This is a genomic window from Salmonella sp. FC25216 (assembly GCF_057751355.1).
Window position 1 is genome coordinate 25,372 of record NZ_JBDGON010000017.1, and the last position, 13,756, is coordinate 39,127.

14 protein-coding genes are annotated in these 13,756 nt (G+C 52.1%); 10 read left to right on the plus strand and 4 right to left on the minus strand.

The genetic code is table 11. The features are described from left to right. Positions 1 to 87: 87 nt before the first annotated feature. Positions 88 to 1,188, minus strand: a complete 1,101-nt coding sequence (gene dnaN, locus AC3G3F_RS22615; RefSeq protein WP_053511042.1) for a DNA polymerase III subunit beta — start codon at positions 1,186 to 1,188, stop codon at positions 88 to 90. 4 nt (positions 1,189 to 1,192) lie between these two features. Further along, positions 1,193 to 2,593 carry a chromosomal replication initiator protein DnaA gene (dnaA, locus tag AC3G3F_RS22620; protein ID WP_023247201.1) on the minus strand — a complete coding sequence of 467 codons (1,401 nt, stop codon included), beginning with the start codon at positions 2,591 to 2,593 and terminating at the stop codon, positions 1,193 to 1,195. Positions 2,594 to 2,933: 340 nt separating this feature from the next. Between dnaA and AC3G3F_RS22625 the strand changes: the two genes are divergently transcribed. The 5 genes from AC3G3F_RS22625 to yidC all read left to right on the plus strand — a co-directional run bounded on the left by AC3G3F_RS22625 (position 2,934) and on the right by yidC (position 5,641). Continuing rightward, entirely contained in the window at positions 2,934 to 3,026 is a 93-nt protein-coding gene (locus AC3G3F_RS22625; protein ID WP_418895921.1) for a hypothetical protein, read from the plus strand. 228 nt (positions 3,027 to 3,254) lie between these two features. Next, positions 3,255 to 3,395, plus strand: coding sequence for a 50S ribosomal protein L34 (gene rpmH / locus AC3G3F_RS22630; protein ID WP_000831330.1), 141 nt, complete (start codon positions 3,255 to 3,257; stop codon positions 3,393 to 3,395). A 16-nt stretch (positions 3,396 to 3,411) separates the two neighbouring features. Next, positions 3,412 to 3,771, plus strand: coding sequence for a ribonuclease P protein component (gene rnpA, locus AC3G3F_RS22635; RefSeq protein ID WP_000239725.1), 360 nt, complete (start codon positions 3,412 to 3,414; stop codon positions 3,769 to 3,771). Further along, positions 3,735 to 3,992: a membrane protein insertion efficiency factor YidD gene (gene yidD / locus AC3G3F_RS22640; RefSeq protein WP_001307474.1), complete on the plus strand. Its 258-nt coding sequence runs from the start codon at positions 3,735 to 3,737 to the stop codon at positions 3,990 to 3,992. The genes rnpA and yidD overlap by 37 nt, the downstream gene beginning before the upstream one ends. Positions 3,993 to 3,994: 2 nt before the next feature. Next, on the plus strand, positions 3,995 to 5,641 hold the full coding sequence (yidC, locus tag AC3G3F_RS22645; RefSeq protein ID WP_023247200.1) for a membrane protein insertase YidC: 1,647 nt from the start codon (positions 3,995 to 3,997) through the stop codon (positions 5,639 to 5,641). Positions 5,642 to 5,936: 295 nt separating this feature from the next. Here yidC and AC3G3F_RS22650 read toward each other — a convergent pair whose 3' ends face one another. Further along, complete coding sequence (locus tag AC3G3F_RS22650) at positions 5,937 to 6,995, minus strand: type III secrection system effector, WxxxE family (protein ID WP_023247199.1); 1,059 nt, start codon at positions 6,993 to 6,995, stop codon at positions 5,937 to 5,939. A 175-nt stretch (positions 6,996 to 7,170) separates the two neighbouring features. On the opposite strand from AC3G3F_RS22650, the gene mnmE reads away from it, so the two are divergent. From mnmE to AC3G3F_RS22675, 5 genes are all read left to right on the plus strand, one after another. Then, a complete protein-coding gene (mnmE, locus tag AC3G3F_RS22655) occupies positions 7,171 to 8,535 on the plus strand; it encodes a tRNA uridine-5-carboxymethylaminomethyl(34) synthesis GTPase MnmE (RefSeq protein ID WP_053511050.1) in 1,365 nt (454 codons plus the stop codon). Between the two features lie 159 nt (positions 8,536 to 8,694). Next, the gene (locus AC3G3F_RS22660; protein WP_079813759.1) at positions 8,695 to 9,882 is read left to right on the plus strand and encodes an MFS transporter; all 1,188 of its coding nucleotides are present in this window, start codon (positions 8,695 to 8,697) and stop codon (positions 9,880 to 9,882) included. Continuing rightward, the gene (gene yidZ / locus AC3G3F_RS22665; protein ID WP_023247196.1) at positions 9,851 to 10,810 is read left to right on the plus strand and encodes an HTH-type transcriptional regulator YidZ; all 960 of its coding nucleotides are present in this window, start codon (positions 9,851 to 9,853) and stop codon (positions 10,808 to 10,810) included. Before AC3G3F_RS22660 ends, yidZ begins: the two co-directional genes overlap by 32 nt. A gap of 157 nt (positions 10,811 to 10,967) precedes the next feature. Then, positions 10,968 to 11,723 (plus strand): 4'-phosphopantetheinyl transferase family protein, encoded by a 756-nt coding sequence (locus AC3G3F_RS22670; RefSeq protein WP_023247195.1) that lies wholly within the window; start codon positions 10,968 to 10,970, stop codon positions 11,721 to 11,723. Continuing rightward, a complete protein-coding gene (locus AC3G3F_RS22675) occupies positions 11,723 to 12,307 on the plus strand; it encodes an NADPH-dependent FMN reductase (protein WP_077918443.1) in 585 nt (194 codons plus the stop codon). Before AC3G3F_RS22670 ends, AC3G3F_RS22675 begins: the two co-directional genes overlap by 1 nt. An 82-nt stretch (positions 12,308 to 12,389) precedes the next feature. Here the strand turns inward: AC3G3F_RS22675 and adeP are convergent, their stop codons facing one another. Continuing rightward, positions 12,390 to 13,727 carry an adenine permease AdeP gene (gene adeP / locus AC3G3F_RS22680; protein WP_053511052.1) on the minus strand — a complete coding sequence of 446 codons (1,338 nt, stop codon included), beginning with the start codon at positions 13,725 to 13,727 and terminating at the stop codon, positions 12,390 to 12,392. Positions 13,728 to 13,756 lie beyond the last annotated feature (29 nt).

Genomic DNA, 13,756 nt, shown 5'->3' on the forward strand with positions numbered 1-13,756 from the left:
CGCACAGCAACCGGAGCGTACTGGAGTACGTGAGGATTGCGAGCACTGCCCGGAGCCAGAATAACAAGTAAGATAGCCCGATATTCTTTACAAGCGCATTGGCATAACAACATAGGCAGCCGACTGTGACGCCGCATCTTCAATCTGTACGCTGGATACGGAATCCGTCAGCATAATGCGCACGGTTTCGCACTTCAGCGCATTGAGCACGTCCAGCACGTAACTGACGTTAAAACCGATTTCCATCTCCGTCCCGCCGTAGCTCACATCCAGAATCTCTTCTGCCTCTTCCTGTTCCGGGTTATTGGCGGTGATTTTGAGCTGATTCTCACTGACATACAGACGCACGCCGCGGAATTTCTCGTTAGAGAGGATCGCCGCGCGGGCAAACGCCTGCTTGAGAATATCGCAGCCCGCTTCCAGATGTTTATCCGGATTCTTCGGCAGAACGCGACGGTAATCCGGGAAGCGACCATCTACCAGCTTCGAGGTAAAGATAAAATCACCAACGTGCGCGCGGATATTATTACTGCCGATCTGCACGCGCAGCGGGTTTTCGCCGCCGTCGAGCATACGCATCAGTTCAATCACGCCTTTACGCGGCACAATCACCGAGTGGCTGGGTAAAGACGCTTCCAGCGGCATTGAGCACACCGCCAGACGGTGGCCGTCAGTCGCGACAGTGCGCAATTCGCTACCTTCCGTTTCAAACAGCATACCGTTTAAATAGTAGCGCACATCCTGATGGGCCATGGAAAACTGGGTCGCTTCAATCAGGCGCTTCATCGTGGCCTGCGGCAGCGTAAATTCAACTTCGCTTTGCCAGTCGTCAAGATTCGGGAAGTCGGCGGCAGGCAGTGTAGATAGCGAGAAGCGGCTACGGCCAGAACGCACCAGCATCCGATCGCCTTCCAACTGAACGGCAATCTCCGCGCCCTCCGGCAGGCCACGGCAGATATCAAAGAATTTCCGCGCCGGCACGGTAGTGGCGCCTGGCTCATGCGACTGAGAAAGCGTAACGCGCGCGACCATCTCCATTTCAAGATCGGTGCCGGTCAGAGAAAGCGTACCGTCCGCTACCTGGAGGAGCAGGTTACCGAGAATCGGCAGTGTAGGACGACCGCCCAGCGGGCCGCTGACCTGCTGAAGCGGTTTTAATAAATGTTCACGTTCAACGGTAAATTTCATAGGATCACGACGACAATGTTCTGATTAAATTCGAAAAATCTTCTTTGATATCGTGGCTTTCTTCACGCAGTTGCTCAATTTTGCGACAGGCATGAAGTACGGTAGTGTGGTCGCGCCCGCCAAACGCATCGCCGATTTCCGGCAGACTGTGGTTGGTGAGCTCTTTTGCCAGCGCCATAGCCATCTGGCGCGGACGTGCTACCGAGCGAGATCGGCGCTTAGAAAGCAGATCTGCAATTTTGATTTTGTAATACTCCGCCACCGTCTTCTGAATATTGTCGATGGTGACCAGTTTTTCCTGTAACGCCAGCAAATCGCGCAACGCTTCGCGCACAAAGTCGATGGTAATCGCCCGGCCGGTAAAGTTGGCATTGGCGATCACCCGGTTCAGCGCCCCTTCCAGTTCACGCACGTTAGAGCGTAGACGTTTGGCGATAAAGAACGCCACCTCGCCCGGCAGACGAATATCATTTTCGTCCGCTTTTTTCATCAGGATCGCCACGCGGGTTTCCAGTTCTGGCGGTTCGATCGCCACTGTCAGCCCCCAACCAAAGCGGGACTTGAGACGATCCTCGACGCCGTTGATCTCCTTCGGATAGCGATCCGACGTCAAAATGATCTGCTGATTGCCTTCCAGCAGAGCGTTAAACGTGTGGAAAAACTCTTCCTGCGATCGTTCTTTATTGGCGAAGAATTGAATATCGTCGATCAGCAATGCGTCAACGGAGCGGTAATAGCGTTTAAACTCTTCGATGGCGTTGTTTTGCAGGGCTTTTACCATGTCCTGCACAAAGCGCTCGGAGTGCATATACACGACTTTCGCGTTGGGTTTGCGCGCCATAATGCCGTTACCCACCGCGTGCAGCAGGTGAGTTTTACCCAGACCGGTGCCGCCATAGAGGAATAACGGGTTATAAGCGCCGCCAGGATTATCCGCCACCTGACGTGCCGCCGCGCGCGCCAGTTGGTTGGATTTACCTTCGACGAAGTTATCAAACGTATGTTTAACGTTAACGTTGGATCGGTAGGTCGGCTCCGCGGGCGCTGGCACGTTATCCCAGCCCGAACGGGCCGCAGGCGCTATGCGCTGCGGCTGCGCCATTGTTGTCTGCGCAGGCGCGACAACGTTATGCACAGGCGTTTTTAGCGTTTGCGTAACGGGCTTTGTTCCCACCTCAAAACGCAGTTGTGGGGCATCCGCGCCGCAGAATGTGTTGAGTAATCCATTGATATTGTTGAGATACTTATCTCTTACCCAATCGAGCACAAAACGGTTTGGCGCATACAAAGCCAGCGTGTTATCGCTCAGTTCCGCCTGCAACGGGCGTATCCACATGCTGAATTCTGTGGCTGGTAACTCATCCTGCAATCGGGCAAGACACTGCTGCCAAAGCGAAAGTGACACGGCGGACTCCACTCGAACAAAAGTCGATAAATGACAAAGGCTGATACATTAATGATTGTTGGCGCACGTCGATAAGACCCTGCATGAAGGGTGACGCACGAACCGCTGTCTGCGGTTTTCACGGGATCTTTCAAACGATCGCGACTTCACGCGCCCTGAAAGATTTCGTGTTCATGCCTGACCAGGATCGTTTGAAACGATCAGGACCGCGGATCATAGCCTAAACTGAGCAAGAGATCTTCTGTTTCTCACAGATTCTTCCCGATTTATCCACAGGACTTTCCAGGAATGGATAAGTGTAATCGATCCTGGGGAACTCCTGTACGCTTTCGCGCGCATATTGAAAAAATTAATATGTAAAAGTGACCAAACACCTAAAAGATCGCATAAAGATCCAGGGCGATCCTTGCGCTTTACCTGGCAGCCCGTATAATTCTCCCTCCGTCGCGTAATGCCCGTCATCTGGCGTCAACGTTGCTTATTTTCCGCACAAAAAGGCGTGGAAAATCGCGGGAAAATAAGGAAAGAGAATTGACTCCGGAGTGTACAATTATTACAATCCGGCCTCTTTAATCACCCACACTGTGGCGTAAGTCGTTCAAAGTTTGTTCGGGCATACGCAAAAGTCAGTGAATTTATTCAAGTTTAGGTAGAAATCGCCATGAAACGCACTTTTCAACCGTCTGTACTGAAGCGCAACCGTTCTCACGGCTTCCGTGCTCGTATGGCTACTAAAAATGGTCGTCAGGTTCTGGCACGTCGTCGTGCTAAAGGCCGCGCTCGTCTGACCGTTTCCAAGTAATAAAGCTAACCCCTGAGTGGTTAAGCTCGCATTTCCCAGGGAGTTACGTTTGTTAACTCCCGCTCATTTCACATTCGTCTTCCAGCAACCTCAACGGGCTGGCACGCCGCAAATCACCATCCTCGGCCGCCTGAATTCGCTGGGGCATCCCCGCATCGGTCTTACCGTCGCCAAGAAAAACGTTCGACGCGCGCATGAACGCAACCGGATTAAACGTCTGACGCGTGAAAGCTTCCGTCTGCGCCAGCATGAACTTCCTGCAATGGATTTCGTGGTGGTGGCGAAAAAAGGGGTTGCCGACCTCGATAACCGTGCTCTCTCGGAAGCGTTGGAAAAATTATGGCGCCGCCACTGTCGCCTGGCTCGCGGGTCCTGATAGCCCTTATTCGGGTCTATCAACGCCTGATCAGTCCGCTGCTTGGGCCGCATTGTCGTTTCACGCCAACGTGCTCAAGCTACGGAATTGAGGCATTGCGCAGGTTTGGAGTGATAAAAGGCAGTTGGTTGACGGTGAAACGCGTATTAAAATGCCACCCTTTACACCCTGGTGGTGACGATCCCGTCCCGCCCGGACCATTTGATACCAGAGAACACTAACGATGGATTCGCAACGCAATCTTTTAGTCATCGCTTTGCTGTTCGTGTCTTTCATGATCTGGCAAGCCTGGGAGCAGGATAAAAATCCGCAACCTCAGACTCAACAGACCACGCAGACAACGACCACCGCAGCGGGTAGCGCCGCCGACCAGGGCGTACCAGCCAGTGGCCAGGGGAAACTGATTACGGTGAAAACCGATGTGCTTGATTTGACTATCAACACCCGTGGTGGTGATGTCGAGCAGGCCTTGCTCCCGGCTTACCCGAAAGAACTGGGTTCCAGCGAACCGTTCCAACTGCTGGAAACCACCCCGCAGTTTATCTATCAGGCGCAAAGCGGCCTGACAGGGCGCGACGGCCCGGATAACCCGGCTAACGGCCCGCGTCCGCTGTATAACGTCGAGAAAGATGCGTTTGTACTGGCCGACGGTCAGAACGAACTGCAGGTTCCGATGACTTATACTGACGCCGCAGGCAACACGTTTACCAAAACGTTTGTCTTTAAGCGTGGCGATTATGCGGTTAATGTGAACTATAGCGTGCAGAACACCGGCGAAAAACCGCTGGAAGTCTCCACCTTTGGTCAGTTAAAACAATCCGTCAACCTACCGCCTCATCGCGACACCGGCAGCAGCAACTTTGCGCTGCATACCTTCCGCGGCGCAGCGTACTCCACGCCAGATGAGAAGTATGAGAAATACAAATTCGACACCATTGCCGATAACGAAAACCTCAACGTCAGCTCCAAAGGCGGTTGGGTGGCAATGTTGCAGCAGTATTTCGCTACCGCATGGATTCCGCGTAACGACGGCACCAACAATTTCTACACCGCCAATCTGGGCAACGGTATTGTCGCTATCGGCTATAAAGCGCAGCCGGTACTGGTACAGCCAGGTCAGACTGGCGCGATGACCAGCACCCTGTGGGTCGGCCCGGAAATTCAGGATAAAATGGCGGCTGTTGCACCGCACCTGGATTTGACCGTGGACTACGGCTGGTTGTGGTTCATCTCTCAGCCACTGTTCAAGTTGCTGAAGTGGATCCACAGCTTCGTGGGCAACTGGGGCTTCTCCATTATCATCATTACCTTTATCGTTCGCGGTATCATGTACCCGCTAACCAAAGCGCAGTACACGTCAATGGCGAAGATGCGTATGCTGCAGCCAAAAATTCAGGCGATGCGCGAACGTCTTGGCGATGATAAACAGCGCCAAAGCCAGGAGATGATGGCCCTGTACAAAGCGGAGAAGGTTAACCCGCTGGGCGGCTGCTTCCCGCTGATCATCCAGATGCCTATCTTCCTGGCGTTGTACTACATGCTGATGGGTTCCATTGAATTGCGTCATGCGCCGTTCGCACTGTGGATTCATGACCTGTCTGCACAGGACCCGTACTACATTCTGCCGATCCTGATGGGCGTAACGATGTTCTTCATTCAGAAGATGTCGCCGACCACCGTGACCGACCCGATGCAGCAGAAGATCATGACCTTTATGCCGGTCATCTTTACGGTGTTCTTCCTGTGGTTCCCGTCAGGTCTGGTGCTCTACTATATCGTCAGCAACCTGGTAACCATCATTCAGCAGCAGTTGATTTACCGTGGTCTGGAAAAACGTGGCCTGCATAGCCGCGAGAAGAAAAACTCCTGACCGTAAGGCCGGATAAGGCGTTTATGCCGACGTCCGGCTAATCTAACGGATGGTCAGTCAAGCCCTGAAAAAAACCGCAATGCGTAGCGTTGCGGTTTTTTTACCACTCGTAATATGGCCATCTTCTTCATTTCAGCCTGGCAGAACAAATATTATTCTGACGCGCTGATATTTTCACCCATACGCGAAATTTAAATGAGCCAAAATAAGTATAGTTAATTGCTCGGTTGATTCCTGGCTATTAAAAAGACTTAATGCCTTGTTGTTAGAGCACGGTGTTAAAAACCGCATACATCTATTGCATGATAAAATCAGATGGCTCGCTCATCAATTTTATTGAATCCCTTACTAAAGAACACACTATGCTACTCCATTTCTCAGGCAATTTCATTTCGTCCCCAAACATCTTTACGAAAATTTGATTCGAAACGATGCTAACCATGTCGGTGGTTATTGTTTTTTTGACCTCGCCGTCAGTAGAGGTTTGATTAATAAAACTGCCCCAGTCTTTATCTTTATTTAACAATGTTAACACACAATGCTTTATTGAACTTTGTGCACAGGAACTATTTAACCGTAGGTCACACACACCTAAGTTATTTTTTACATGTTCAAAAACCCCCTCTTTTACTTGTTTTGATAATTTCACCTGTTTCTCGCCAGAATGAATATCTATTGCTTTATTAACCATTGCCGAGATATAGGTTTCTTTTTCTTCATTTTGCCACAACCTGAAATTATCACCTTTTTGTACTGAGGTAATGAAGTTCAACACACTCTGGTAAAAACCATTGAAATCTAAGTTAAATTCACCTATTCCATACGATGCTAAATAACAACCATCTTTTAACCACAATATACTATCAGAGCTTGATTGAGATTCACTTTCTTGAAAGATTATGGATAACTCTGGTGTGCTTGTTTCGCATTCCTGTTGAGAATGCGGCATTTGGCTGGTGTTAAAAATAAATGTTTTCCCAAGTATAGTATAATTACACAATCCTTCACTCATTTCTATATACAGAAAAACATCCCCATAGTTATCTTTAAGATACAAACTCCCCGTAGAAGACTCTTCAGCAAAATCATGAATAAATCTTTCCTGATATCCTGGTGAAGCTAGCTCTTTTAACCTAAAGAAACAAGATGTAATGTCTGTATCCTTTAAATCTGGTGTGGGGTTACATAATTTATGTAAACAATTTAAAGCTTCTCTTTGCCCTGTATCAAAGAAAAAATCTTTTATGCACTCCCATATAGTCATATGTGGGAGCTCATCGGAAGAGAGCATTTTATTTATTGTTTCGCTGCTGATAGTAGCAGTAAAATATGAATGACCAACAGAAATCCCCATATGTCCGTCCTGTGAGTTCATAAAAAAACAAATATTATTATATTTGCTATTCCGCCTGATGGTGATAAGCTTTTTACCTTATTTGTAGGCCTGTCGGTTCCCGGAAACAGACATAGTCTGGTAAAAAAGGAACGGCTGACGACCGCCTTTTTATTCGTATTTTACGAGACATATCATGAGCCATAACGACACTATTGTCGCCCAGGCTACCCCACCGGGACGCGGTGGCGTCGGTATCCTGCGTATTTCCGGTTTGAATGCTAAAGAGGTCGCTCAGGCGGTACTGGGCAAACTGCCCAAACCACGCTACGCCGATTACCTGCCATTCAAAGATGCCGACGGCGCCACGCTGGATCAGGGCATCGCGCTGTGGTTCCCCGGCCCGAACTCCTTTACCGGCGAAGATGTGCTGGAGCTACAAGGGCATGGCGGTCCGGTGATCCTCGATCTGCTGTTAAAACGCATTCTGACGATTCCAGGCGTGCGAATTGCCCGACCAGGCGAGTTCTCAGAGAGAGCGTTCCTTAACGATAAGCTCGATTTAGCCCAGGCGGAAGCCATTGCCGACCTGATCGATGCCAGTTCCGAACAGGCGGCGCGTTCGGCGCTGAACTCGTTACAGGGAGCATTTTCCGCCCGCGTTAACCACCTTGTGGAAGCACTTACTCACCTGCGAATCTACGTCGAAGCGGCTATCGATTTTCCGGATGAGGAGATCGACTTTCTTTCTGACGGCAAAATCGAAACGCAGCTCAATGGCGTCATCGCCGATCTTGACGCCGTGCGCGCCGAAGCGCGCCAGGGCAGCCTGCTGCGCGAAGGGATGAAGGTGGTGATTGCCGGACGCCCGAATGCCGGAAAATCAAGCCTGCTAAATGCGCTGGCGGGCCGTGAAGCGGCGATTGTTACCGATATCGCAGGTACCACGCGTGACGTGCTGCGCGAGCATATCCATATCGATGGAATGCCACTGCATATCATCGATACCGCCGGTCTACGCGATGCCAGCGACGAAGTAGAGCGTATCGGTATCGAACGCGCCTGGCAGGAGATTGAACAGGCCGATCGCGTGCTGTTTATGGTGGATGGCACCACGACGGACGCCGTTGACCCTGCCGACATCTGGCCGGACTTTATCGCCCGTCTGCCCAAAAATCTACCGATTACCGTGGTCCGTAACAAGGCGGATATCACCGGCGAGACGCTGGGTATTAGCGAAGTAAATACTTACACACTTGTTCGCCTCTCGGCACGTACCGGCGAAGGCGTCGACGTGTTACGCAATCATCTCAAGCAGAGTATGGGGTTTGATACCAATATGGAAGGCGGCTTTCTGGCCCGCCGCCGTCACCTACAGGCGCTGGCGGAAGCCGCTGAACATCTTGAACAGGGCAAAGCGCAGCTATTAGGCGCATGGGCGGGAGAACTGCTGGCGGAAGAGTTACGCCTGGCGCAGCAAAGCTTAAGCGAGATTACTGGCGAGTTTACCTCCGACGATCTGCTGGGACGAATTTTCTCCAGCTTTTGTATTGGTAAATAACATTGATCGTGCCGGATGGCGGCTGACGCCTTATCCGGCCTACGTAACTGCCGGGGTGATATCTCATTGCCTCACAGGAAATTGCTGTTGTCCAAATGGCAACTCGTCTCGCGCAACGCCGCCCCGTATCCTTAGCACCACACTTTTCGTGAGGCCGCTATGAAACGTTTTCTACTGTGTAGTTTTGCCCTGGTTTTACTCTATCCTGCCGGTATTGATATGTATCTGGTCGGTTTACCGCGTATAGCCGCCGATCTGAACGCTAGCGAGGCGCAGTTGCATATCGCCTTCTCCGTTTACCTGGCCGGAATGGCGACGGCTATGCTGTTTGCCGGGAAGATAGCCGACCAGTCAGGTCGCAAGCCGGTCGCTATCGTCGGCGCGATCGTCTTCATGATGGCCTCACTGCTTTGTTCATGGGCGTCGGAAGGTTCGCTGTTTCTGAGTGGGCGTTTTCTTCAGGGGGTGGGAGCAGGCGGCTGCTACGTGGTGGCGTTCGCCATTCTGCGCGACACGCTCGACGAGCGTCGCCGGGCGAAAGTGCTGTCGTTATTGAATGGGATTACCTGCATTGTGCCGGTACTCGCCCCGGTGATGGGGCATTTGATTATGCTTCGTTTCCCCTGGCAAAGTCTGTTCTATACGATGTCCGCGATGGGCATTATTGTGGGCCTGTTATCACTGTTTATCCTACGCGAGACGCGCCCGGCAAGGCTGGCTCCACGCGATTTATCACGATCGTCGCACGCCGCCGAGTCGCTGATTAACCGTTTTTTTCTGAGTCGACTGGCGATCACTTCCCTTAGCGTGTCAGTGATCCTGACCTTCGTCAATGCCTCTCCGGTGCTGCTGATGGATGTGATGGGATTTAGCCGTGGCGACTATGCCGTTACAATGGCGCTCACGGCAGGCGTCAGCATGGTTGTCTCTTTTTCTACCCCTTTTGCGCTAGGGTTATTTAAGCCGCGAACCTTAATGCTCGTCTCACAGGGGCTGTTTTTGACGGCTGGCGTGACGTTAAGCCTTGCTCATACCAATACCGTCACGCTCTTTGGCCTGACGCTTATCTGCGCCGGATTCTCGGTCGGTTTTGGCGTCGCGATGAGCCAGGCGCTGGGGCCGTTTTCGCTGCGCGCCGGTGTGGCCAGTTCCACGTTGGGTATCGCGCAGGTTTGCGGTTCATCACTGTGGATTTGGCTGGCGGCAATAGTCGGTATCAGCGCGCTGAATATGCTGATCGGGATTCTGATTGGCTGTAGCATAGTGAGTATTCTGCTGATACTCTCCGTCGCACCTAATAGGTCCGTATCCGAGCATGAAGAAATCCCTTACCAGTCTCGATCTTAATCTGCTGTTATGTCTACAGTTACTGATGCAGGAGCGCAGCGTCACTAAAACCGCAAAACGGATGAACGTAACGCCCTCTGCGGTCAGTAAATCGTTGGCGAAACTCCGGGCATGGTTTGACGATCCGCTGTTCGTCAATACGCCGCTGGGTCTGACGCCGACACCGCTGATGGTCAGTATGGAGCAAAGTCTGGCGGACTGGATGCAGATGGGTAATCAACTGCTTGATAAGCCGCATCATCAAACGCCGCGCGGTTTAAAATTTGAGTTGGCGGCAGAGTCGCCGCTGATGATGATTATGTTTAATTCGCTGTCGCAGCAGATTTATCAACGCTATCCACAGGCTACTATTAAGGTTCGCAACTGGGATTATGACTCGCTGGAGGCGATTACGCGTGGGGAAGTCGATATCGGATTTACCGGACGCGAAAGCCATCCCCGCTCGCGAGAATTGCTCAGTCTGTTGCCGCTCGCGATCGATTTTGAGGTGCTGTTTAGCGATTTGCCGTGGGTCTGGCTGCGGGAGGATCATCCGGCGTTGCGCGAAGCGTGGGATCTGGACACTTTTCTGCGCTACCCGCATATCAGTATTTGCTGGGAGCAAAGCGATACCTGGGCGCTGGATGATGTCCTGCAAGAAATGGGGCGTAAACGCCATATCGCGTTGAGCCTGCCGGGGTTCGAGCAGTCGCTCTTTATGGCCGCCCAGCCGGATCACACCCTGATAGCAACCGCGCCGCGCTATTGTCAGCACTACAATCAACTCCACCAGCTACCGTTAGTGGCGCGCCCCCTGCCTTTTGATGCGCAACGGCGGGAAAAACTCATGGTACCGTTTACCCTGTTATGGCACAAACGTAACAGTCATAATCCTAAGATTGTTTGGCTACGACAGGCTATCAACGCGCTCTGCCGTCGCCTTATCTAACCACCTATGTTGATAAATTAACCTTCCTCTTATCAGAAATGTAACCGTCTGATTAAAGAACCTTCTGAAATTGAATTTTTAGCGCGTAAAACCTATCCATAATTTACGTTAATGTTACTCTCGTCATTATCACGGCCCATTAATCACGGAGCGAAAAATGGCGACTCACTTTGCCAGAGGGATACTTACGGAGGGACAGTTGGTTTCAATTCGTCTCTCTTCGCCTTGTCATATTGAAGCCAGAAACCTACCTGCTCACCGACGAACGCGTTTTCTCGCCTCCAGAGGCCTTCTCGCCGAACTGATGTTTATGCTGTACGGGATTGGCGAGCTACCGGAAATCATTATTCAGGCGAAAGGTAAACCTGCGTTTCGTGATAAAAATCTGCCAGGCTTTTCTATCTCCTATGCCGGAAATATGGTTGGCGTGGCGTTGACCACCGAAGGAGAGTGTGGGCTGGATATGGAGTTGCAGCGCACCTCACGCGGCTTTCACAGCCCGCATTCGCTCGAACGCCACCCTTTCTCCCGTAATGAAAATTTATGGGTAGCCAATCAAAACGATCCCAACGAAGCACGAGCGCAACTCATTACATTGCGTCAGAGCGTGTTAAAACTCACCGGCGATGTCATGAATGGCGATCCGCGGGAGCTGCAACTTTTACCCGTTGCCGGACGCCTCAAGTGCGCGCATGTCACGCAGCTTGAAGCCGTGTGTGATGCGGAAGATGTGCTGGTGTGGTCCGTGGCCGTTACGCCAGCGATAGAAAAGTTGAAGGTGTGGGAGTTCGATGGAAAACTGGGTTGGAAAAGCCTGCCCGATATCCAGACGCGCGCCAATGAGCCACCCGGTCGCCTGATGCGATTCGCCCAACTCCCCGCCGTCAAATCGTATACGCTTAATCGTTCGTAATGAAAAAAGGGGCACGTATGTCTGAAACACTGAATGTGGTTACATTGCTGGGAAGTTTGCGCAAAGGTTCCTTTAACGGAATGGTGGCGCGTACGCTGCCTAAAGTCGCGCCGGCAGGAATGACGGTATCGCCGCTGCCTTCGATCGGAGATATTCCGCTGTATGACGCCGATATCCAGCAAGAAGAAGGATTTCCGGCCAGCGTAGAGGCACTGGCAGAGCAGATTCGCAACGCCGACGGCGTCATCATTGTGACGCCGGAATATAACTATTCAGTTCCAGGCGGCCTGAAGAATGCCATCGACTGGCTATCCCGTCTGCCTGAACAGCCGCTGGCGGGTAAGCCGGTCCTTATCCAGACCAGTTCAATGGGGGCGATTGGCGGCGCGCGCTGTCAGTATCATCTGCGCCAGATTCTGGTGTTCCTCGACGCGATGGTGATGAATAAACCGGAATTTATGGGCGGCGTGATTCAGAATAAAGTCGACCCGCAAGCCAGAGAAGTAATCGACCAAAGCACACTGGACCATTTAACGGGCCAACTGACCGCGTTTGGCGACTATATCCAGCGCGTAAAAGCGTAATCCGCAATGCCCGGCAGCGACGCTTACCGGGCTTACGCCAGGCCGGATAAGGTATTCACACCGCTATCCGGCAATACATGGATTAATGCGCGTCGATAAAGACAATCTTCAACACGAATAACAGCGCGACAATCACCACGCATGGGCTGAGATCGCGCAGGCGGCCGGTACCAATTTTCATCACGCAGTACGAGATAAATCCCAGCGCGATACCTTCGGTAATGGAGAAGCTAAACGGCATCATCACGGCGGTAATAAAGGCCGGAACGGACTCCGTTAAATCCTGCCACTTCACACGCGCCAGGCTGGATGTCATTAACACGCCCACGTAAATCAGCGCGCCGGCCGCGGCATAACCTGGCACCATCCCCGCCAGCGGCGACAGGAAAATGACCAGCAAGAATAGCAAACCGACTACCACGGCAGTGAGGCCGGTACGTCCGCCCACAGAGACGCCAGAAGAGGATTCAATATACGCGGTAACAGAGGAAGTACCGATAAACGCCCCGGTGACAGAAGAGACGCTATCGACAAACAGCGCCTGCTTCATGCGCGGAAATTTACCTTTCTCATCCGCCAGACCGGCTTTATCCGTCACGCCAATCAGCGTACCGGAAGAGTCAAACAGGTTCACCAGCATAAAAGAGAAGATGACGCCTGCCAGCCCCAGATTCAGCGAGCCGGCCAGATCGACATGACCAATTACCGTAGAGACGCTTGGCGGCGCGGAAACGATGCCGTTGTAATGCACATCTCCCAACATCCAGCCCAGCAGCGTGGTGACTATAATAGAGACCAGCACTGCCGCATGAATGTTGCGGGACGCCAGAATAGCGATGATAAAGAAGCCCAGAATGCCCAACAATACGCTGTGGGAAGTCAGGTTGCCGATGCTGACCAGAGTTTCCGGATTGGCGACGATCACGCCGGCGTTTTTCAGGCCCATCATACCGATGAACAGACCGATACCACTAGTGATACCCACGCGCAGGCTGACAGGAATGTTGGCGATCATCCAGTAACGCACGCGGAAAATGGTCAGCAGCAGCAGTCCGATTGCGCCCCAGAAAATCGCGCCCATCCCAACTTGCCACGGCAGTCCCATCGCCTGGACAACGACAAAGGCGAAGAAAGCGTTCAACCCCATCGCTGGCGCGAGCGCCACCGGCAGGTTAGCGAACAGGCCCATCAGAATACTGCCAAAGGCCGCAATCAGACAGGTGGTCACAAAGACGGCGCTGGTGTCCATGCCAGCTACGCCCAGAATTTGCGGGTTAACAAAAACGATATAAACCATCGTCAGGAAAGTGGTAAAACCGGCGATCACTTCGGTTCGTGCCGTCGTGCCATGTTCGCGTAGTTTAAACACGCGTTCCAGCATACCCTGACCAGAAGCCTGGGTGGTGTGTTGTTGACTCATTATCAATTTCCGGAGAAAGGAGGGAAAAT